Raw genomic sequence first — 20,951 nt, forward strand, 5'->3', positions numbered from 1 at the left:
AGACGGCACACCGTTACACGTACTCACAACAAATTATTTCGATTGAAAGACGCACCTGGGTCTGTAGCTCAGTTGGTTAGAGCGCACCCCTGATAAGGGTGAGGTCGGAGGTTCAACTCCTCCCAGACCCACCAACGCATAAAAGGCGAAAGCAATAAGGCGGAAAACGATCAGACAACACTCCTGGTTAGAAATAGGTAGGGTTGTGCATAGTTGGGTTTCGGCTTGAGTCTTGGTCTTTAGTCTGTTTTAGGGGCCATAGCTCAGCTGGGAGAGCGCCTGCCTTGCACGCAGGAGGTCGGGAGTTCGATCCTCCCTGGCTCCACCATCACGCTGAACGCTGAGGGTAAACCAGTACGTCACCAGTAGATAGTCGATGTTAGAACATCAGCGCTATGAGGTTTTATCGTAATCAAGAGATAAAGACTTTATAGCATTGGTATTCGTACCGATAGCTCTTTAACAATATGGAAATCTGTAACTATAGTAATGATCAGCAATGATCAAAACTAAAACGAGTTGCGGTTTGAATAAAGTCATTCTCGAAGGAGAAAGGCGGAAAGCAAACAGCATGTCGTTCTCAAGCAGAAAAAATCAGCGAAAATGTCAGCTGACAGTATAACCAAAGTACAGACGTATTCGGGTTATATGGTCAAGTGAATAAGCGCATACGGTGAATGCCTAGGCAGTAAGAGGCGATGAAGGACGTTGTAGCATGCGAAAAGCTTTGGGGAGCCTGCAAACCGGCTGTGATCCAGAGATGTCCGAATGGGGAAACCCGGCGTGCATCAGCACGTCATCTTTGAGTGAATACATAGCTCACTGAAGCGAACCCGGAGAACTGAAACATCTAAGTACCCGGAGGAAAAGAAATCAACCGAGATTCCCTAAGTAGTGGCGAGCGAACGGGGACTAGCCCTTAAGCTAGGATAAGGTTAGTGGAACGGTCTGGAAAGTCCGGCGATACAGGGTGATAGCCCCGTACACGAAAACCTTTTTTTAGTGAAATCGAGTAGGTCGGAGCACGTGAAACTTTGACTGAATATGGGGGGACCATCCTCCAAGGCTAAATACTCCTTACTGACCGATAGTGAACTAGTACCGTGAGGGAAAGGCGAAAAGAACCGCGGAGAGCGGAGTGAAATAGAACCTGAAACCGTATGCGTACAAGCAGTGGGAGCCCCTTCGTGGGGTGACTGCGTACCTTTTGTATAATGGGTCAGCGACTTACATTTTGTGGCAAGCTTAACCGAATAGGGGAGGCGTAGCGAAAGCGAGTCTTAATAGGGCGTTTAGTCGCAAGGTGTAGACCCGAAACCGGGCGATCTATCCATGGCCAGGCTGAAGGTTGGGTAATACTAACTGGAGGGCCGAACCCACGTCTGTTGAAAAAGACGGGGATGAGCTGTGGATCGGAGTGAAAGGCTAATCAAGCTCGGAGATAGCTGGTTCTCCTCGAAAGCTATTTAGGTAGCGCCTCGTGTATCACTGCTGGGGGTAGAGCACTGTTTCGGCTAGGGGGTCATCCCGACTTACCAACCCGATGCAAACTCCGAATACCAGCAAGTGCAAGCACGGGAGACACACGGCGGGTGATAAGGTCCGTCGTGAAAAGGGAAACAGCCCAGACCGTCAGCTAAGGTCCCCAAATCTATGCTCAGTGGGAAACGATGTGGAAAGGCACAGACAGCCAGGAGGTTGGCTTAGAAGCAGCCATCCTTTAAAGAAAGCGTAATAGCTCACTGGTCGAGTCGGTCTGCGCGGAAGATTTACCGGGGCTAAGCATAGTACCGAAGCTACGGATTTACGCGTTAAGCGTGAGTGGTAGAGGAGCGTTCCGTACGCCTGCGAAGGTTCATTGAGAAGTGGGCTGGAGGTATCGGAAGTGCGAATGCTGACATAAGTAACGATAAAGGGGGTGAAAAACCCCCTCGCCGAAAACCCAAGGTTTCCTGCGCAACGTTAATCGACGCAGGGTTAGTCGGCACCTAAGGCGAGGCTGAAAAGCGTAGTCGATGGAAAACAGGTTAATATTCCTGTACCAGTAGTAACTGCGATGGGGTGACGGAGAAGGCTATATCAGCTGTCGGTTGGAAGTGGCAGTTTAAGCAGGTAGGCATGCATCTTAGGCAAATCCGGGGTGCTTTATGCCGAGACGTGATGACGAGCGGTTCGAAAGAACAGCGAAGTGATAGATGCCCTGCTTCCAGGAAAAACCTCTAAGCTTCAGGTTACTAGTGGCCGTACCCTAAACCGACACAGGTGGGTGGGATGAAAATTCTAAGGCGCTTGAGAGAACCCAGGTGAAGGAACTAGGCAAAATGATACCGTAACTTCGGGAGAAGGTATGCCCTCATTACGTGAAGGTCCTCGCGACTGGAGCGGAAGGGGGTTGCAAAAAATCGGTGGCTGCGACTGTTTAGCAAAAACATAGCACTCTGCAAACACGAAAGTGGACGTATAGGGTGTGACGCCTGCCCGGTGCTGGAAGGTTAATTGATGGGGTTATCTTCGGAGAAGCTCTTGATCGAAGCCCCAGTAAACGGCGGCCGTAACTATAACGGTCCTAAGGTAGCGAAATTCCTTGTCGGGTAAGTTCCGACCTGCACGAATGGCGTAACGATGGCCACACTGTCTCCACCTGGGACTCAGTGAAATTGAAATCGCTGTGAAGATGCAGTGTACCCGCGGCTAGACGGAAAGACCCCGTGCACCTTTACTATAGCTTGACACTGGACTTTGAACCTACTTGTGTAGGATAGGTGGGAGGCTTTGAAGCGGGAACGCCAGTTCTCGTGGAGCCAACCTTGAAATACCACCCTGGTATGTTTGGAGTTCTAACCTCGACCCGTTATCCGGGTTAGGGACAGTGTCTGGTGGGTAGTTTGACTGGGGCGGTCTCCTCCTAAAGAGTAACGGAGGAGCACGAAGGTACCCTCAGCCTGGTCGGAAATCAGGCAATGAGTGCAAAGGCATAAGGGTGCTTGACTGCGAGACGGACAAGTCGAGCAGGTACGAAAGTAGGTCTTAGTGATCCGGTGGTTCTGTATGGAAGGGCCATCGCTCAACGGATAAAAGGTACGCCGGGGATAACAGGCTGATACCGCCCAAGAGTTCATATCGACGGCGGTGTTTGGCACCTCGATGTCGGCTCATCACATCCTGGGGCTGAAGCAGGTCCCAAGGGTATGGCTGTTCGCCATTTAAAGTGGTACGCGAGCTGGGTTCAGAACGTCGTGAGACAGTTCGGTCCCTATCTGCCGTGGGCGTTTGAGATTTGAGGGAAGCTGCTCCTAGTACGAGAGGACCGGAGTGGACGAACCTCTGGTGTTCCGGTTGTCATGCCAATGGCATTGCCGGGTAGCCACGTTCGGACAGGATAACCGCTGAAAGCATCTAAGCGGGAAGCCCCTCCCAAGATGAGATCTCACTGGGACTTTAAGTCCCCTGAAGGGCCGTCGGAGACTACGACGTTGATAGGCACGGTGTGGAAGCGCAGTAATGTGTGAAGCTAACGTGTACTAATTGCCCGTGAGGCTTGACCATATAACACCCAATGCGTTTGGGTAAAGTCAAAAGACAACAGTAGCTGAACACGCAAGAGAACGACAAACTCAATACAGATTTCCATGAAAGCAGGTCAAAGCGAAACGCTTAAAACCTGCGCATGACGGCTGCAACAACAGCCTAACCAGTTTGCTTGGTGAACATAGCAAGCGTGAACCACCCGATCCCATCCCGAACTCGGAAGTGAAACCGCTTAGCGCCGATGATAGTGTGGCAGGTTGCCATGTGAAAGTAGGTCATCGCCAAGCGCCTATCCCAAAAGCCCTGCTAACACTAGCAGGGCTTTTTTTCGGCCGGAAATATGACTACCTCAAAGGCATTTAAATTTGCGGTGGTGGAATCGCTGATATCTACTTTGTGAGATATCAAGATTAGTCGGAGTCTTCGGCTAACATCAAAGTGCTCAATTGTTTATAAATGTCGCAGCAGCTTTTGCAAAGATGCCATGTCAAATGCTCCAACTTTGTGCAAGATGATAATGCCTTGCCTATCTATTAAAAACATCGTGGGGGTCAACTGCACATCACCAAAAGCGTGTACAAGACTCCTGTCTATATCAAGAGCCACTGCATAGGGAAGCTGTCTTTCCTTGGCTAATGCTTGCACGCGGCTAGGCGGGTCGTAAGGCATTGTCACCGCAATGATTTGCAGGCCTTGCTGATGCAATGCGATCAAATCCGGAATTTCCTCAATACAGCTAGGGCAGTCGGTTGCCCAAAATGTTATCAATACGGGCTTGCCTTTTAGCTCCGAAATTGCCAGTCGTTCACCTGTCAATGTTGTAAAAACGGCGTTGGGAGCGAAGCTTTTAGTGTAAGTCAGCCACCAGGCTATTGCGCCAAGTAAACAGATCACCGATAGGACGCCAAGTGCCGCTTTTATTCTCATAAGCATAGATTCGGTAGTTTGTCGGGAACGCGCATTACGGCGATTATAGCAAAGCTGCTAGAATGCCTGCCTTATCCAATAATCCAGTCATGGCGATGAAAAAGATACTAATTTCAGACAAGCTTGCGGAAGATGGCATTAATTTCTTGAATGCCCAGGAAGGCATACAGATACATATTCAAACCGGCTTGAGTGAAGACGCGTTATGCGAGATTATTCCGGAGTACGATGCTTTATTGATTCGCAGCGATACTCAGGTGACGGCGAGGGTGTTAAAAGCCGCGACACGACTGAAAGTAGTCGGGCGCGCCGGCATAGGGGTCGATAACGTCGACTTAAATGCCGCGACCGAGCAGGGCGTCATCGTTATGAATACGCCTGATGCTAATGCCACCACGACGGCAGAACTCGCAATTGCACATATGTTTTCCTTGAGCCGCAACCTGCCGTTTGCTAATCAATCGGTTAGAGAAGGCAAATGGGAACGCTCCAAGTTGATGGGCGCTGAAATTGCTCATAAAACCCTGGCAGTGCTGGGTTTTGGTACTATTGGCCGGATAGTCGCTCAACGCGGCAACGGTTTGGGCATGCGCGTGATCGCTTATGATCCGTTTGTAGCGCCGGATGTTTTTGCCGCATATGGCGCGGAAATGGTTGATTTGGAGACTCTGGTTAAACAAGCCGACTATTTGACCCTGCATTGTCCTTTACTGGAAAAAACCAAAAACATCATCGGCCGGGAGCAATTGGCGATGATGAAAAAATCTGCACGCTTGATCAATTGCGCACGCGGCGGTTTGGTTGACGAATCGGCATTGTACGATGCCTTGAAAGAAGGTCGGATAGCCGGGGCGGCATTGGATGTTTACGAACAAGAGCCACCCAAGGATTCGCCGCTGCTTACACTAGACAATGTGGTATTTACCCCACATTTGGGCGCTTCGACCAAGGAAGCGCAAGTGGCTGTCAGTGTCGAGATCGCCCGTCAGGCGGTTAAATATTTGCAAACCGGTGAAGCTGTTAATGCGCTGAATCTGCCTAGGTTATCCGCAGAAGAGTTGACTAAGGCTCAACCATTTATGAACTTGGCCAATATTCTTGGCAAATTGCTGGTTGGTCTGATCGATCAGCCTATTCAAAAGCTGGAAGTGGCAGTATTTGGCAAGGCCGCAGAAGTAAAAATTCGGCCGATTTCTGCTGAGGCGATGGTCGGTTTGCTGGGTGGACAACTTTCCACGCCGGTCAACCGCGTCAATGTCGAGAACATTGCCAAGCGCCAAGGCATAACGCTAATTGAGTCGCAGACCGAGGAATCAGAAGGCTATCAGTCTCTAATCAAAATCACGGGGCATTGCGCCGATAAATCGGTGTCCTTGGCGGGTACTTTGTTGGGCAATCAACATCCGCGCTTGGTCAGCATCAATCATTTCGAAATCGAAGTGGTGCCGGAAGGTGCTCTATTAATCACCCGTCATGATGACCGGCCTGGCGTGATCGCCGCGATTAGCTCAATCTTGGGCGTCGCCAATATCAATATTACCCGGATGCAGGTCAGTATCGCCGACGAGCACCAATTGGCGATGATGGTCATCAGCGTTTCGGATCCACTAAACGAACAAGTGCTGAAATCCGTCTGCGAAGTGCCGGCGGTCCATACGGCGAGGCAAATTGCTTTATGAGTTATGACGTCATTTGTTTCGATTGCGACAGCACGCTAAGTCGGGTCGAAGGTATCGATGAATTGGCTAGGCGTAACGGTTTATTCGAACAAGTTGCTGCGTTAACCGATGCGGCCATGAACGGCGAATTGGCTCTCGAGGATGTCTACGCGAGTCGGCTGGATTTGATCAAACCCGACAAAGCCGCGATAGACTGGCTGGCCAAGTTGTATATCACCGAAATGGTCGAGGGTGTTAGCGAAACGATCGAAGCCCTGCAAGCAAAAAACAAGTTAATCCACATCATTAGCGGCGGCTTGCGGCAGGCGATACTGCCCTTGGCGGAACAGTTGGGGATACCGGAGGAGCATGTGCATGCGGTCGATGTGTTGTTTGACGAAGACGGTAATTATCAGGATTTTGCCCGACACTCGCCCTTGGCTGTCAGTGGCGGCAAAGCCAGGATTTGCCGGCGGCTGAGGATGAATCATTCATCTTTAGTAATGATAGGCGATGGCAAGACCGATTTGGAAGCTAAATTGGCCGGCGCCTATATGATCGGTTTCGGCGGCGTAGTCCGCAGGCCGTTGGTGGAAGAGCAGGCCGATAGTTACGTCTTGGATGCTTCGTTAGCGGCGATATTGCCACTAGTACTTTAAGCAAGGGTCGATAAGCCGGCGGGACGATGGTAAAATTCCCAAATTTTTAGAAGATTCAGAGAGATAGAATGGCAGGGCATAGTAAGTGGGCTAACATCAAGCATCGTAAAGGCGCGCAGGACGCAAAACGCGGCAAGATTTTTACCAAACTGATTCGCGAGATTACCGTGGCTGCGAAAGGATCGGGTGGTGGTGATCCTGCCAATAATCCAAGTTTGCGCACCGCTATCGATAAGGCGCTCGGTGCCAATATGAAGCGCGACACCATCGACAACACCATCAAAAAAGCCATAGGCGCGGTTGATGGCGTGGTCTACGAAGAAGTACGTTACGAAGGTTACGGCCCAGGAGGTACGGCGGTGATGGTCAATTGCTTGACCGATAATCGCAATCGTACTGTCGCTGATGTGAGGCATGCGTTTTCCAAGGCTGGTGGCAATTTGGGCACTGACGGTTCGGTGGCTTATATGTTTCGCAAGGTCGGAATTATCAGCTACTCCAATGGAGTCGATGAAGACGCAGTGATGGAAGCGGCGATGGACTCCGGCGCAGAGGATGTGGTCACCAATGATGATGGTTCTATCGACGTGTTTACCACTCCTGAAGACTATATGGCAGTCAAGGATGCCATGGTTGCTGCCGGCTTCGAGCCGGAAAACGCCGAAGTGACGATGCATGCTGACGTCAAAACCGAGTTGGATGCCGATGCGGCCGAAAAAATGCTGAAGCTGATCGACCGCTTGGAAGATCTGGACGATGTGCAGGATGTTTACTCCAATGCCGACATCAGCGACGACATCATGACTGCACTCGATGCCTAATCACACCGCACAATTACTCGCACCAATAGACTATTGACCAGAATTTTAGGTATAGATCCAGGCTCGCGCATCACCGGCTACGGTGTGGTGGAGTCGACGCCGCGCGGTATTCGCTATGTAGCGAGCGGCTGCATTCGTATTAAATCCGATGAATTTCCTGAGCGTTTAAAGCAGATTTTTGATGGCGTCAGCCAGGTGATTGAATTGTATCGTCCCGAGCAAATGGCCATCGAACAGGTGTTTATGCATAAGAATGCCGATTCGGCCCTTAAGCTAGGTCAGGCTCGGGGCGCGGCTATTTGCGCGACCTTGAACCGCGATTTGCCGGTGTTCGAATACGCTGCAAGACAGGTGAAGCAGGCCTTGGTTGGCAAAGGTAATGCCGATAAGCTGCAAGTTCAGCACATGGTGAAAATTTTGTTGAGTATTCAAGGCGATATGCAAATCGACGCTAGCGATGCGTTAGCAATAGGTCTGTGTCATAGTCACTATCAGGAAACCGCGATGCGTTTGCAGAAGGCGAGTTCGTGATCGGTTTTTTGCGCGGTAAATTGATTCACAAAGCCCCGCCGCAATTGTTGCTGGATGTACACGGTGTTGGCTATGAAGTGGAAGCGCCGATGAACACCTTTTACGACCTGCCGGCACTGGGTGAGGAAGTTAAACTGCATACGCATCTAGTGGTGCGAGAGGATGCGCACATTTTGTTCGGCTTTGCCACTCAAAGCGAGCGCATGCTGTTCAGAACCCTGATCAAAGTCAATGGCGTCGGACCGAAACTGGCATTGACGATACTGTCCGGGCAAAGCACCGAAGAATTTTATCGTTGCGTGCATGACAACGATTTAAAAGGTTTGGTGCGCTTGCCGGGTGTCGGCCAAAAAACCGCCGAGCGCTTGATTATTGAAATGCGCGGTCGTTTGCCGGAATTGAACAAGCTATCGGCAACGAATGAACGGCCAAGTTCGTTACCTGGGTCGGCAGCCAGCCCGAAGCAAGAAGCGATTAGTGCGCTGTGCGCCTTGGGGTATAAACCGCCCGATGCGGCGCGAATGGTGCAATCGATTGCCACCGAAGATAAAAGCTGTGAGGACATTATTCGTTTGGCGCTGCGCGGTGCGGTTAAATGATCGAGAGTGACAGATTGGTTACAGCTCAGGGAAATAATGACGAAGAGCGTGTGGATCGAGCTATTCGCCCCAAGCGTCTGAAAGACTATGTCGGCCAAAAAGAACTCCGCGAGCAAATGGAAATCTTTATCCAGGCAGCGGTAACGCGTTCGGAAGCTCTGGATCATGTATTGATCTTCGGCCCGCCCGGCTTGGGGAAAACTACCTTGGCTAATATCGTGGCCATGGAAATGAATGTCAACATTCGGCAAACCTCCGGCCCGGTGCTGGATAAAGCCGGGGACTTAGCGGCTTTGCTGACCAATCTGCAAGCGCACGATGTACTATTCATCGACGAAATCCATAGACTCAGTCCGGCGGTGGAAGAGGTACTGTATCCGGCTATGGAAGACTACCAAATTGATATTATAATAGGCGAAGGTCCGGCAGCCCGCTCGATTAAGCTGGATTTGCCACCCTTTACGCTGATAGGCGCTACGACCCGAGCCGGTTTGTTGACATCGCCTTTACGCGATCGTTTCGGTATCGTCCAACGTCTTGAGTTTTACACCGTTGAGGAACTGGCCAGTATCGTCAGTCGCTCGGCGAAGCTGTTAAATATTGGCATGGACAGTGGTGGTGCCGACGAGATAGCCTGCCGCTCGCGGGGCACGCCGCGCATAGCCAACCGACTCTTACGTAGAGTGCGGGATTTTGCCGAAGTAAAAGGCAACGGCACGGTTAGTCGTGAGATCGCCCAACAAGCCTTGGATATGCTGAAAATAGACCAGCAAGGGTTTGATATGCTGGACCGGAAGTTATTGACAGCCATGATAGAACATTTTCAAGGCGGTCCAGTCGGGCTGGATACGCTGGCTGCTGTGATCAGCGAGGAGCGCGGTACCGTGGAAGATGTGCTGGAACCTTATTTGTTGCAGCAAGGCTTTATCATGCGCACCCCCAGAGGACGAGTGGTGACGCATAAGGCTTACAGCCACTTTGGCTTACCAGTGCCCAAGCAGCAACCCGGCGTCGATGACATCTTCGCCAATTAATAATTCGTTAAGAGACGAATGAAAGAATTTACTTGGCCGGTAAGGGTCTATTACGAAGACACTGACGCGGGCGGTGTGGTGTTCTACGCTAACTATTTGAAGTTTTTTGAACGCGCCAGAACCGAAATGCTGCGTATTGTCGGTTTCGAACAGGACAGGCTGATTATTGAGCAAAACCTGATTTTTGTCGTGCGTTCGGTAAAAGTCGATTATTTGAAGCCGGCGCGCTTCAACGACCTGTTGGATGTTAATGCAAAAGTGATTGAACACAAAAAAACGAATTTTACCTTTGAGCAATCGATTACCCGGCAACAAGACCTGTTGTGCGCTGCTGAAGTTCGAATTGCCTGTCTTGATGCGCAAAGCATGAAGCCCAAACTGATTCCCTCTGCTATTTTGGAACATTTAAACTAATGAATACCGATTTATCCATCCTGACGCTGGTCAAAGAAGCCAGCATCGTCGTGCAGTTTGTTATGTTCATCCTGTTGTCGGCATCGGTTGCTTCCTGGACCTTCATCTTTTCCAAGCGTAAAGAATTGAAGCAAGCCATCGCCATCACCGACGACTTTGAGGAGGAGTTTTGGTCCGGCGTCGGTTTGGCCGAGCTGTATAAAAAAATGTCCAGTGACCGTTTCGAGCCGGAAGGCATAGAAAAAATCTTTCTGGCCGGTTATCGCGAGTTTGCGCGGATGCGCCAGAAGGGCGATGTCGAACCTTCGGTGCAGGTAGAAAGCGCGCAGCGGGCGATGCGAATCGAGTTATCTCGCGAGTTGGATAGGCTGGACGAGACCTTGCCGTTTTTGGCGACAGTCGGTTCGACCAGTCCTTATATAGGCCTGTTTGGCACCGTCTGGGGCATCATGAACTCGTTCCGCGCCTTGGGCGAAATCAAAAATGCGACCTTGGCAAATGTCGCCCCCGGTATTTCCGAAGCCTTGATCGCCACCGCGATCGGTTTGTTCGCGGCGATTCCGGCGGTTATCGCCTATAACCGCTTCTCCACGCGCTTGGATCGTTTGGCCGGTCGTTACGAATTATTCGTCGACGAGTTCGTGGTGTTACTGCAAAGACAGGCGCACAGCAAATGAATGTAGGTGGCAGCAATCGCAGATCGCGCAAAAAGCGCGGGGTAATGGCCGAAATTAACGTCGTTCCTTATATCGACGTTACCTTTGTGCTGTTGATGATTTTCATGATTACCGCCCCGCTGGTGCAAACCGGTGTCGAGGTCGAATTACCCCAAGCCGAGGCTGATTCGGTTGATTTACAGGATCAGGTACCGGTGATTGTTTCGATCAAAAAAGACGGCAGTTTGTATGTCGATATTGGCAATGGTGATGAGGAAGCCGAGACGCCGGTCGATGTCGATACCGTTAAAACCAGAGTCGCTGCGGTATTCAGAAATAATCCCAAAGCCCAGCTGTATGTGCGTGGCGATCACGAAGTGGAATACGGTAGTATCGTCAGCGTGATGGTGGAACTTAAGAAAACCGGTGCCCCCAAAGTGGGTTTGATGACCGCACCGCCGCCAGACAGCAAATAAATACCACCATGAAAAGTTTTAAACCTTCGCTTGCACAGGCGATAGCGCTGCATATTCTGATTGTCTTTTTGTTCAGTTTTAGTTTTCTAACGGAGACTGACGATGCGCCAATGGCGCCGCCGGCGGATATTATTGAAGCGACTGTATTGGATGGCGCGGAAATCGATGCGGAAGCCGAACGCTTAAAGCAGAATGAAGCAAACAAGCAACAAGCGGAAAAGCAGCATCAAGAGCAACTGGAAAACGCCAGAAAAACCGAAGAGCAGTTGTTGCAGCAAGCTAAAAAGCAACGCGTGCTTGAAGAACAGAAAATTCAGGAAGCCGCCGAAAAGCGTAAGCAAGAAGCGCTAGAAGAGAAGAAACTGCAGGAACAACTGGTCGCCAAGCGTAAGGAAGAGGAAAAAAAGTCAGAGGAAGCCAAGGAACGGCAAGCTCTGGAACAGAAAAAAGCCAAGGAAGTCGCGGAAAAGCAGAAGCAAGCCGAACTGGACAAACAAAAGGAAGTCGCGGAAAAACAGAAACAAGCCGAACTGGACAAACAAAAGGAAGTCGCGGAAAAACAGAAACAAGCCGAACTGGAAAAGCAGAAGGAATTGACGGAAAAGCAAAAGGAAGCCGAGAAACAAAAGCAACTGGAAAAGCAAAAACAACAGGAAGTGGAGCGCGAAGCCAAGTTGAAGGAACAAAAACTGGCGGAAGCGGCGCGAGAGAAACAACAGCAGGAAGCCGAAATCAAAAAGCTGGAACAGGAAAAGAAGTTACAGGAACAAAAAGCCCTGGAACAGCAAAAAAAGCTTCAGGAGCAAAAGAGCGAGGAAGCCAAGCGCCAGGAACAAGCAAGACAAGCGGAAGCCAAGGCAAAAGCGGAAAAGGAAAGGCAATTAGCTGACGAAAAAGCTAAAGCCGAGAAAGAAAAACAGGCCGCGCTTAACGCTGAAAAAGCCAAACAAGCAGCGGAAGCCGAGGTACGAGCCAAGGCGGAAAAAGATAAACAACTCGCCGCCGAAAAAGCGGAGAAAGAGCGCCAAGCCAAAATAGCGGCAGAAAAAGCCGAAAAAGAACGCATGGCGGCCGAAGCCGAAGCTAAAGCCAAGGCGGAGAAAGAACGTCAGGCTAAGCTGGCTGCGGAAAAGGCCGAGAAAGCCGAAAAAGAACGGCTCGCGGCGGAAGCGGCTGCTAAAGCCAAGGCAGAACAAGAGCGCCAAGCGGCGATAGCCGCGGCTGAAAAAGCGGAAAAAGAACGCCAGGCTGCGGAAACTGCCGCTGCTGCAGCGGCAAAAGCGGCGTCGGATAAGCAAGCTGTAGATTCCGCGAAGCAAATGATAGCCCGCAAAGTCGAGGGGGCTTGGACGCGGCCGATCAACGCAACGCAAGGCTTGAGATGCACAATTCAGGTAAAATTGTTGGCTAGCGGTGATGTGATGGACGCAGTGGTGATTGGTAGCAGCGGCGATCCGATTTTTGACCGTTCGGCGGAGAATGCAGTAAGAAAAGCTTCGCCTTTGCCGGTACCGCAAGATAGAAATTTATTTAATCAGGAATTTAGAGTTTTTACCTTTGTGTTTAAACCGGAATAATCAGTAAACGGAAACGAGAGAATGATGTTAATCACAAGAATTTTAGTCGGCGGCATTTTGGCTGGGATGTTTACAGCGGCGCAGGCGGCCGGTTTGACCATAGAGATTACCAAAGGTTCGCAAACTGCGGTGCCTATTGCCATCGTGCCGTTTGCTCAACAAGGCTCTATCGGCAACGTCAAGTTGTCCGATGTGATCAGTTCTGATTTGGGCGGCAGCGGTTTTTTCAAAACCTTGTCGGAAGACGATATGCTGACCAAGCCCAGCGAGCCGGAGCGCGTCAACTTCAAGGACTGGCAGGTATTGGGCCAAGACTATATGGCGATAGGTCAAGTGGTCGGCAATGGCGGCAGCTACAACATCCAGTTCCATTTGTTCAACGTACATAACGGCCAGTTGTTAATGGGCTACCGTTTGACTGCTGGCGCCAACGAATTGCGTCGGGCGGCGCATCATATTAGCGATCTGATTTACGAAAAATTGACCGGCCGCAAAGGCGCGTTTAATACCCGCATTGCTTATGTGACCAGCGTTCGTCGCGGTAACGGCAAGCAGTTTATGCTGCAAGTAGCCGATGCGGATGGTTATAACCCTAGGACGATTGCCGAATCGCCAGAGCCTATTATGGCGCCAGCTTGGTCGCCGGATGGCAGTAAAATTGCCTACGTATCTTTCCATACCAAGCGTTCGGAAATTTGGGTGCAAACCCTGGCAACCGGACAACGGGAAAGCGTTTCTTCCTATCCGGGTATCAATGGCGCACCTGCTTTTTCACCGGACGGCAGTCGTCTGGCTATTACGCTCTCTAAAGACGGCAGTCCGGATGTTTACGTGTTGAATTTGGGTAGTCGCTCTTTGACCCGTTTGACCAGCGGTTTGTCCATCGATACAGAGCCAACTTGGTCGCCGGACGGTAGCTCTATCTTGTTTACGTCTGATCAAGGCGGTAAACCCCAGCTTTACCTGATGCCTGCTTCCGGCGGCAAGGCCAGCCGCGTTACATTCCAGGGCGACTACAACGCTAGAGGCCGTTTTTCGGCGGATGGTAGGAGCTTGGCAATGGTTACTGGCAGCGGCGGAGGCTACAAAATTGCAGTCATGGATATGGCTTCGCGCACCGTGAATGTGTTGACGGAAGGAAATCTTGACGAGTCACCTAGTTTTGCGCCCAATGGCAGCATGGTTTTATTTGCCGCGAACCGCGGCGGTCGGTCGGCTTTATCGGTGGTGTCTACCGATGGCGCGATGCAACAGAAATTGGCATTCGAGAGTGGCGAGGTCCGTGAACCGGCCTGGGCACCTTGATTGCAAGCGCGATAGCCCTCACACTATCGCTACCTGAGTTTTAATTTATATATTGGAGAAAATTGATGAGATTTAACAAAACCTATTTGGCTTTGGCCATGACTGCGATTTTGGTAACAACAGGCTGTAGCTCAACCGAAGAAGAAGGTTTGGCGGATTCCACCCAAGGTACCGATGCCTCAACCAGCGGTCTGGCCGATGGATCTATGTCTGGTAGCCAATTCGGCTCAGGCAATGGCAGCAGCTTCGGCTCCGGTTCCGGCGCGAACCTGGGGCCTGAGTTCAGCGACCCTAACAATCCGTTGTCCAAACAGGTCATTTACTTCGAAATCGATAGCAGCCAAGTGAAACAAGAATACGTGCCTGTCGTGGCCGCGCATGCGCGTTATTTGGCTTCACATCCTAATCAACACGTTATCCTGTCCGGCCATGCCGACGAGCGCGGTTCCAGCGAATACAACATCGCGCTGGGCGAGCAACGTTCTAAATCAGTAGAGAGAATGATGCGTTCGCAAGGTGTCACCGCGAGCCAATTGGAAGTGGTTAGTTATGGCGAAGAAAAACCTGTTGTGTCGGGTCATGACGAATCAGCTTGGCAGCAAAATCGCCGCGTGGAAGTTGGCTATCAATGAGTAAGCGTGCGCTTCTGATCCTGAGTCTCGGCTTTGGCTTATGTGCCGAAGCTGGCGCTGCGCCTAATGGTGCCGGTTATCCGGCTGCGAATGCTTATGCGCAGCCGGCCGCTACTGACAATGCTATTTTTGAGGTATTGGGCAGATTGGAGCAGTTACAGTCGGAAGTGCAACAATTGCGCGGCATGGTCGAGGAGCAATCCCAGACCATCGCCGACTTGCAAAGAAAACAAAGCAATATGTACTCCGATCTTGATGATCGGATGCAGGCGCTTACCGCCGGTGGGCAAGCGCCGCAGAGTCAATCGCCCGCGCCAGCTTCTGCCGATACGGCTGTGACTGGACAAGCGGCAGCCACTGCTGCTCAACCTCCCGCACCAGCGGCCCCGGTTGCACCAACCCCGGCGCCAGTTGCAACTGCGACGCCAGCTCTGGCTGCGCCTGTAGTGGACAATAAGCCGGCTGCGACGGCGGCACAAGGCAACGAAAAGGAACGTTATCAGTCGGCTTACGATACTTTGCGTAACGGCCACAATGCCCAAGCCATCAAAATGTTTCAGGATTTGCTGAAAGACTTTCCAGCAGGCGAGTTTGCCGACAATTCTCAGTATTGGCTGGCGGAAGCGCATAAGATCAATCGTGAATTCGATGCGGCGCGTGCTGCATTTAATAAGGTGGTCAGCCAATACCCCAACAGCTCTAAAGTGCCGGACGCCTTGTTGAAACTGGGCTATATCGAATTCGATCTGCAAAACACCGCAAAAGCTCGCGATTATCTAACGCGGGTGACTACCAGCTATCCAGGCACTACTGCTGCGCATTTGGCGGAAAAAAAGCTGGCGCAAATGCCGCAATAAATTGGCGTACGGATGGAGCAAACGCTACGTATTACCGAAGTATTCTATTCCCTACAGGGTGAGGCGAATACGGTGGGGCTGCCCACTGTCTTTATTCGCTTGACCGGCTGCCCCTTGCGTTGCACCTATTGCGATACTGCCTATGCTTTCAGCGGCGGCGATAAACTTAGCCTCGACGATATTCTTCAGCAGGTTGGCCGCTACAACACCCGCTATGTGACGGTAACCGGTGGCGAACCTTTAGCTCAACCTGCCTGTAATCCTTTGATGCTTCGCTTGTTGGATGCCGGTTACCAGGTTTCGCTGGAAACCAGCGGTGCCTTGGATGTGTCGATGGTTGACAGCCGGGTCAGTAAAGTCATGGATTTGAAAACGCCGAGCTCAGGTGAACTTGAGCGCAATCGATATGACAATATCCAGTATTTAACGGCGCACGACCAAGTCAAATTCGTGATTGCCGATGCCGCCGATTACCAATGGGCCAAGCAGCAACTTGAGCTCTATCGCTTAGTCGAACATTGCCAAGTACTGTTCTCGCCGGTGATGGATGTGATGTCACATACCGAGCTGGCCGAGCGTATTTTGGCCGACCAATTACAGGTTAGGTTTCAAATTCAATTACATAAATTTCTTTGGAACGACGCGCGTGGAAAATAACAGCAGTTCCAGGCCGGCAATCATTTTATTGTCCGGCGGCCTGGATTCCATTACGGTGTTGGCACTTGCCAAACAACAAGGCTTTACTTGCTACGCCTTGAGTTTCGATTACGGCCAGCGCCACAATGCCGAATTGGAAGCTTCGCGGAGAATCGCCAAGCATTACCAGGTCGCTGATCATAAGATCATCAACCTCGGGTTGAGCGCAATAGGCGGTTCTGCGTTGACCGATGCGCGGATCGATGTACCGACTTCGCCGCAAGCCGGCATTCCGGTGACTTATGTGCCGGCCAGAAATACTATATTTCTGGCGTTTGCCCTGGGTTGGGCGGAAGTGGTGAACGCTCACGATGTGTTCATCGGTGTGAACGCCGTCGATTATTCCGGTTACCCCGATTGTCGGCCGGAATTTATCAAAGCTTTTCAAGATATGGCCAACCTGGGCACCAAAGCGGGAGTGGAAGGCCATAAAATTCAAATTCACACACCGCTGATAGCTTTGAGCAAAGCTGAGATTATTCAAAAAGGTTTGGAGCTGGGCGTCGATTACGCGGATACCGTATCTTGTTACTCTGCTGATATTAAAGGTAGAGCCTGTGGCGTTTGCGATGCCTGCAGATTGCGGGCGGCCGGTTTTCAAAATCTGGGCGTGGCTGATCCAACTCATTATCGACCTAAATAACCGGGGTTGACGCGCATTTATTAGAAACTCAAATAGCACGGGTATTTATTTGTCGGCTAAGCTATAAATAAATTTATCGTCGATCTGAGGGTCTTTCAGTATGCAAGTCAAACAAACCAAGTCCCAATTTGTCGCCGTGGCTTCTATAGCCGCCGAATTGAGCGCGGTGATGGAAGTGGCCAAGGAAATTTCCCTAGCGGCAGCCAATGCCAAAGCCATTGCCTTTCGAGCCGGGGAAAAGGCCAAGGGTTTCCAACCCATCACCGACTTCATTAACGAATTGGCCAAGGATACGATCGAATTGGTCAATAACATCAACGAATACGCTTTCCACCTTTATCGCCTGACAGTCAATGAACAACGTATGACCGAAGCGTGCAGACGCTTCGAGAAAGTTGGACAGTTAGCCGTCGGCGCCAGATATGCCGATTCCTTGAACGCCCCATTGCAAGAAGTCAGGCTAAGAACTCAGATTTGTCATCGAGAGTTTATTATCCAGGTTTCGGAATTATTGATTAAGTTGGCTGATGTGATGCATCCGGCCAGGGCGGCCCGGGTGATTGCTGCCAACTCCCGCATCGAGGCTTCGCAAGCGGGAGAGTATCTGCAAAGTCTGCAAGCGGTCGCGGAAAGCGTCGATAACGCCGCGCAAATAATCAACGATAAAGTACATAAATGCCGGAGTGCTTTGACGATTATAAACGTCACCGAATAGCGCACCCACCAAACCCAGTCTGGCCAAGAGGTACAGTTAGCATGAGAATGACCAAAATTTATGAGGGCGCCTACCAATGGATAATGTTTGGCCGCGACGTACATAAGCCCGAAAAAATTATCGATACCAACCAATATATGGTGAGGACGGCCAATCGCTGCTTATTGATTGATCCCGGCGGCATAGAACTGTTTGCACCCATGCTGGCGGCGGTTTTACACCATGCGCCGGTAGAGGAAATTACCGATTTGTTCGCATCGCATCAAGATCCGGACATCATTTCGTCTTTAGGTTTATGGGATCAAGCGTTGCCTCACGCCAAACTGCATGCGGCAGCGTTATGGGAAGGTTTTTTAAGGCATTTCGGCTGCGAAACTATCGAATATGTGCCGATTCCCGATCATGGCGGGGTCATCAATCTCGGTACTACCGAGTTGCAGATCATCCCTGCGCACTACCTGCATGCCTCTGCTAATTTCCATATTTACGATCCACACGCCAAAATCCTGATGTCCGGCGATGTCGGTGCAGCCTTGGAAGCGCCGGGTACGCCGGTATTTGTGGACAACTTCGATATGCACGTCGAGAAGATGCGTTTCTTTCATCAGCGTTGGATGCCCTCTAATCAAGCTAAGCGCGCCTGGATTGATCGGGTCAGGAAGTTGGATATCGACATACTGGCCCCGCAACATGGTCGGATGTTTAAAGGCGATGATGTGAAGCGTTTTCTGGATTGGTTCGAGGCCCTGCAAGTGGGGATTGCCGTATAAAACAAGCATTTGCCGAAAATTGGGTTTATAATCCGGCCATTACGAGCCCCCGTCGCGAGATGGGGGTTTTTTGTTAGTGAGAGTAGTTGAGGTATCTCATCAAGCATGGCGCAAAAACTTTACATACAGACTAACGGCTGTCAAATGAACGAATACGATTCCGATAAAATGCGGGACGTATTGATGGCATCGCATGGCATGGAGTTGACCGATATTCCGGAACACGCCGATGTGTTACTGCTAAACACCTGTTCGATTCGCGAAAAAGCCCAGGAAAAGGTGTTTTCTGCGGTTGGGCGCTGGAAAAAAATCAAAGATAAACGTCCCGGTGTGATTATCGGCGTCGGTGGCTGCGTGGCCAGCCAGGAAGGTGCCGCGCTGCAAAAACGCGCACCGTATGTAGACATCGTGTTTGGCCCGCAAACCCTGCACCGCTTGCCTGAATTGTTAAATCAAGCGCGGAGCGGCGGTAAGCATGTCGTAGACATTTCTTTTCCGGAAATCGAAAAATTCGATAATTTACCTGAACCGCGTGCGGAAGGTCCTAAGGCCTATGTGTCGGTAATGGAAGGGTGCAGTAAATACTGTACCTATTGCGTAGTGCCATACACCCGCGGTGAAGAAGTCAGCCGGCCGCTGAACGATGTGATTGCCGAAATCGAAACGCTGGCCAGACAAGGCGTGCGCGAGATCAACCTGCTCGGCCAAAACGTTAATGCATATCGCGGTGCGATGGAAGATGGCGATCTAGCTAGCTTTGCGCTGTTGTTGCATTGCGTTGCCGCCGTCGATGGTATTGACCGTATACGTTTCACCACATCGCATCCTTTGGAATTCACTGACGATATTATCGAAGCGTTTGCCGAAATTCCGCAGTTGGTCAATCATTTGCATTTGCCGGTGCAAAGCGGCAGCAACCGGATTTTGGCCGAGATGAAGCGCGGCCATAGGCGCGAAGATTATCTGGAAATCATGCGCAAGATGAAAGCGGTGCGGCCGGGCATTAGTTTGTCGTCGGATTTCATCGTCGGCTTTCCCGGCGAAACCGAACAAGATTTCGAAGATACCATGGCGCTGATCGAGGAAGTCGGCTATGACCTGTCCTACAGCTTTATTTTCAGTGCTCGGCCGGGTACCCCGGCGGCTAATTTTGCCGATGACGTCAGTATGGCTGTAAAGGAGCAACGTCTGAAGCGTCTAAAAGACCGACTTAACGAGATGTTTATGGCTATTTCCGAAGCGATGATTGGTACGGTGCAAAGCGTACTGGTAGAAGGCATTTCCAAGAAAAATCCGCTGCATCTCACTGGTCGTACCGAGAACAACCGCGCCGTGAATTTTGCCGGGCACCCGCGCTTGATAGGCCAGTTCGTTGATGTCTACATTGCCGAAGCCTTGCCCAATTCGTTACGCGGCCGTCTGGTGGAATCGTCCATCGAAAAAATCCAGCAGACCGCCTAGTGTTGAACGCCAACCATTTTTCGCAAGAAATTACCCTGTTACCCGCAGATGCGCAGCGGTTGTCCAATTTTTGCGGACAATTGGATGCGCATATCCGCCAGATCGAGCAACGCTTGCAGGTAGAGATCGCCAATCGCAGCAATCATTTCAAAGTGACGGGCGTTGATGCAGCTGTCACGGCAGCTTGCGCGGTGATTCAGAAATTGTTCGAACTCACCGAGCGGGAAGAAATTACCCCGGAGCAAGTGCATTTGAGTTTGCAGGATGCCAGTATCGACCAGTTACTACAGGCGGCTCCGAATGTGAAATTGGAGCCGGTGGCGATTAAAACCAAGCGCGGAGTGATCAAGGGACGCGGTTTTAATCAACAGGACTATTTGCGCAAGATCATTTCGCACGACATTAATTTTGGCGTCGGTCCCGCCGGTACCGGTAAAACCTATCTGGCGGTGGCGTGCGCGGTTGACGCGCTGCAAAACGAGACGGTACGGCGGATTATCCTGGTGCGGCCGGCAGTCGAAGCGGGCGAAAAATTGGGTTTCCTGCCGGGCGATATGGCGCAGAAGGTCGATCCCTATTTACGGCCCTTGTACGACGCGCTTTACGACATGTTGGGCTTCGAACGCGTCGAGAAATTACTGGAAAAAAATGTCATCGAAGTAGCGCCCTTAGCCTTTATGCGCGGTAGAACCTTGAACGATTCCTTCATTATTCTGGATGAAGCGCAAAATACCACGGTGGAACAGATCAAGATGTTTCTGACCCGGATCGGTTTCGGCTCCACCGCCGTCATTACCGGCGATGTCACGCAAATCGATTTACCCAACGAAAAAATGTCCGGCTTGAAGCATGTGTTGAAAGTGCTGAAGGATGTAGAGGGTATCAGTTTTACCTTTTTCGGCGTGCGCGACGTGGTCCGGCATCCTTTGGTGCAGCGGATAGTCGCCGCCTACGAGCACTATGAAAAAGAGCACACGCCCTCGGTTTAGTGT

The 20,951-nt window shown here is 51.0% G+C and carries 20 protein-coding genes, 2 tRNA genes and 2 rRNA genes; 23 read left to right on the plus strand and 1 reads right to left on the minus strand.

All coding sequences use genetic code 11. The annotated features are described in order from the left end of the window. Positions 1–57: 57 nt before the first annotated feature. The 4 genes from ACR64Q_RS02755 (at position 58) to rrf (ending at position 3,815) form a co-directional block, all read left to right on the plus strand. A tRNA-Ile gene (locus tag ACR64Q_RS02755) sits at positions 58–134 on the plus strand. Positions 135–252: 118 nt separating this feature from the next. Beyond that, positions 253–328, plus strand: a tRNA-Ala gene (locus tag ACR64Q_RS02760). A 322-nt stretch (positions 329–650) separates the two neighbouring features. Continuing rightward, positions 651–3,546: ribosomal RNA gene (locus ACR64Q_RS02765) — 23S ribosomal RNA — on the plus strand. Between the two features lie 153 nt (positions 3,547–3,699). After that, positions 3,700–3,815: ribosomal RNA gene (gene rrf / locus ACR64Q_RS02770) — 5S ribosomal RNA — on the plus strand. A gap of 163 nt (positions 3,816–3,978) precedes the next feature. Here the strand turns inward: rrf and ACR64Q_RS02775 are convergent. Beyond that, positions 3,979–4,455, minus strand: a complete 477-nt coding sequence (locus ACR64Q_RS02775) for a TlpA family protein disulfide reductase (RefSeq protein ID WP_313733527.1) — start codon at positions 4,453–4,455, stop codon at positions 3,979–3,981. A gap of 95 nt (positions 4,456–4,550) precedes the next feature. Here ACR64Q_RS02775 and serA point away from each other — a divergent pair, with 95 nt between their 5' ends. The 19 genes from serA to ACR64Q_RS02870 all read left to right on the plus strand — a co-directional run bounded on the left by serA (position 4,551) and on the right by ACR64Q_RS02870 (position 20,948). Next, positions 4,551–6,134 carry a phosphoglycerate dehydrogenase gene (gene serA / locus ACR64Q_RS02780; protein WP_036277893.1) on the plus strand — a complete coding sequence of 528 codons (1,584 nt, stop codon included), beginning with the start codon at positions 4,551–4,553 and terminating at the stop codon, positions 6,132–6,134. Then, positions 6,131–6,772 (plus strand): HAD-IB family phosphatase, encoded by a 642-nt coding sequence (locus tag ACR64Q_RS02785; protein WP_026603462.1) that lies wholly within the window; start codon positions 6,131–6,133, stop codon positions 6,770–6,772. Before serA ends, ACR64Q_RS02785 begins: the two co-directional genes overlap by 4 nt. Before the next feature lie 68 nt (positions 6,773–6,840). Next, the gene (locus ACR64Q_RS02790) at positions 6,841–7,593 is read left to right on the plus strand and encodes a YebC/PmpR family DNA-binding transcriptional regulator (RefSeq protein WP_026603463.1); all 753 of its coding nucleotides are present in this window, start codon (positions 6,841–6,843) and stop codon (positions 7,591–7,593) included. A 33-nt stretch (positions 7,594–7,626) separates the two neighbouring features. After that, positions 7,627–8,124: a crossover junction endodeoxyribonuclease RuvC gene (gene ruvC, locus ACR64Q_RS02795; protein ID WP_026603464.1), complete on the plus strand. Its 498-nt coding sequence runs from the start codon at positions 7,627–7,629 to the stop codon at positions 8,122–8,124. Beyond that, positions 8,121–8,723: a Holliday junction branch migration protein RuvA gene (gene ruvA / locus ACR64Q_RS02800; RefSeq protein WP_026603465.1), complete on the plus strand. Its 603-nt coding sequence runs from the start codon at positions 8,121–8,123 to the stop codon at positions 8,721–8,723. The genes ruvC and ruvA overlap by 4 nt, the downstream gene beginning before the upstream one ends. After that, positions 8,723–9,757, plus strand: a complete 1,035-nt coding sequence (gene ruvB / locus ACR64Q_RS02805) for a Holliday junction branch migration DNA helicase RuvB (protein ID WP_197027027.1) — start codon at positions 8,723–8,725, stop codon at positions 9,755–9,757. The genes ruvA and ruvB overlap by 1 nt, the downstream gene beginning before the upstream one ends. A gap of 18 nt (positions 9,758–9,775) precedes the next feature. Then, positions 9,776–10,171 (plus strand): tol-pal system-associated acyl-CoA thioesterase, encoded by a 396-nt coding sequence (ybgC, locus tag ACR64Q_RS02810; protein WP_026603467.1) that lies wholly within the window; start codon positions 9,776–9,778, stop codon positions 10,169–10,171. Beyond that, positions 10,171–10,848 (plus strand): protein TolQ, encoded by a 678-nt coding sequence (gene tolQ / locus ACR64Q_RS02815; protein WP_020483188.1) that lies wholly within the window; start codon positions 10,171–10,173, stop codon positions 10,846–10,848. Before ybgC ends, tolQ begins: the two co-directional genes overlap by 1 nt. 44 nt (positions 10,849–10,892) lie before the next feature. Then, positions 10,893–11,303 carry a protein TolR gene (tolR, locus tag ACR64Q_RS02820; RefSeq protein ID WP_231499641.1) on the plus strand — a complete coding sequence of 137 codons (411 nt, stop codon included), beginning with the start codon at positions 10,893–10,895 and terminating at the stop codon, positions 11,301–11,303. A gap of 8 nt (positions 11,304–11,311) precedes the next feature. Beyond that, entirely contained in the window at positions 11,312–12,880 is a 1,569-nt protein-coding gene (gene tolA / locus ACR64Q_RS02825; RefSeq protein ID WP_313733531.1) for a cell envelope integrity protein TolA, read from the plus strand. Between the two features lie 66 nt (positions 12,881–12,946). Then, positions 12,947–14,185, plus strand: a complete 1,239-nt coding sequence (gene tolB, locus ACR64Q_RS02830) for a Tol-Pal system beta propeller repeat protein TolB (RefSeq protein ID WP_231499697.1) — start codon at positions 12,947–12,949, stop codon at positions 14,183–14,185. A 65-nt stretch (positions 14,186–14,250) separates the two neighbouring features. Next, entirely contained in the window at positions 14,251–14,817 is a 567-nt protein-coding gene (gene pal, locus ACR64Q_RS02835; RefSeq protein ID WP_026603471.1) for a peptidoglycan-associated lipoprotein Pal, read from the plus strand. Then, a complete protein-coding gene (gene ybgF, locus ACR64Q_RS02840; protein ID WP_026603472.1) occupies positions 14,814–15,674 on the plus strand; it encodes a tol-pal system protein YbgF in 861 nt (286 codons plus the stop codon). The genes pal and ybgF overlap by 4 nt, the downstream gene beginning before the upstream one ends. Positions 15,675–15,686: 12 nt before the next feature. Then, on the plus strand, positions 15,687–16,331 hold the full coding sequence (queE, locus tag ACR64Q_RS02845) for a 7-carboxy-7-deazaguanine synthase QueE (protein WP_026603473.1): 645 nt from the start codon (positions 15,687–15,689) through the stop codon (positions 16,329–16,331). After that, positions 16,321–17,013: a 7-cyano-7-deazaguanine synthase QueC gene (queC, locus tag ACR64Q_RS02850; protein ID WP_026603474.1), complete on the plus strand. Its 693-nt coding sequence runs from the start codon at positions 16,321–16,323 to the stop codon at positions 17,011–17,013. Before queE ends, queC begins: the two co-directional genes overlap by 11 nt. A gap of 100 nt (positions 17,014–17,113) precedes the next feature. Beyond that, a complete protein-coding gene (locus ACR64Q_RS02855) occupies positions 17,114–17,728 on the plus strand; it encodes a hypothetical protein (protein WP_026603475.1) in 615 nt (204 codons plus the stop codon). A 41-nt stretch (positions 17,729–17,769) separates the two neighbouring features. Then, positions 17,770–18,498: an oxygen-binding di-iron domain-containing protein gene (locus ACR64Q_RS02860; protein WP_026146965.1), complete on the plus strand. Its 729-nt coding sequence runs from the start codon at positions 17,770–17,772 to the stop codon at positions 18,496–18,498. A gap of 105 nt (positions 18,499–18,603) precedes the next feature. Further along, positions 18,604–19,959, plus strand: coding sequence for a tRNA (N6-isopentenyl adenosine(37)-C2)-methylthiotransferase MiaB (gene miaB, locus ACR64Q_RS02865; RefSeq protein WP_313733532.1), 1,356 nt, complete (start codon positions 18,604–18,606; stop codon positions 19,957–19,959). Beyond that, positions 19,959–20,948, plus strand: a complete 990-nt coding sequence (locus ACR64Q_RS02870) for a PhoH family protein (protein WP_026603477.1) — start codon at positions 19,959–19,961, stop codon at positions 20,946–20,948. Before miaB ends, ACR64Q_RS02870 begins: the two co-directional genes overlap by 1 nt. Positions 20,949–20,951: the final 3 nt, after the last annotated feature.

This window comes from Methylomonas sp. 2F7, from assembly GCF_057126975.1.